This window comes from Streptomyces sp. O3 (assembly GCF_054788135.1).
The window spans coordinates 1-430 of record NZ_JBTVYK010000142.1 but is presented as its reverse complement, the minus strand read 5'-3'; the positions used below and the strand labels follow the sequence as shown (position 1 = coordinate 430).

The following is a 430-nucleotide window of genomic DNA, read 5'->3' as shown; positions in this document are numbered from 1 at the left end:
TGCTGGCGGTCGGAGTCGACCGTGCGGGCCACGAAGGAGGCCTCCGCGCCGATCGCCAGGGAGACCGGGTTGAAGGGTGCGTCCAGGGAGCCCATCGGCGTCGACTTGGTGATCTTGCCGACCTCGGAGGTCGGGGAGTACTGGCCCTTGGTGAGGCCATAGATCCGGTTGTTGAACAGGAGGATCTTGAGGTTCACGTTGCGGCGCAGGGCGTGGATCAGGTGGTTGCCGCCGATCGACAGCGCGTCGCCGTCGCCGGTGACCACCCAGACGGACAGGTCCGTGCGGGAGGAGGCCAGGCCGGTGGCGATGGCGGGGGCGCGGCCGTGGATGGAGTGCATCCCGTAGGTGTTCATGTAGTACGGGAAGCGGGAGGAGCAGCCGATGCCGGAGACGAAGACGATGTTCTCCTTGGCCAGTCCGAGCTCGG

1 protein-coding gene is annotated in these 430 nt (G+C 67.2%); it reads right to left on the bottom strand.

All coding sequences use genetic code 11. The annotated features are described in order from the left end of the window. Nucleotides 1-430 (bottom strand): thiamine pyrophosphate-dependent enzyme (locus ACX6XY_RS30075; RefSeq protein ID WP_460337791.1); only part of this gene is annotated, 430 nt, incomplete at both ends.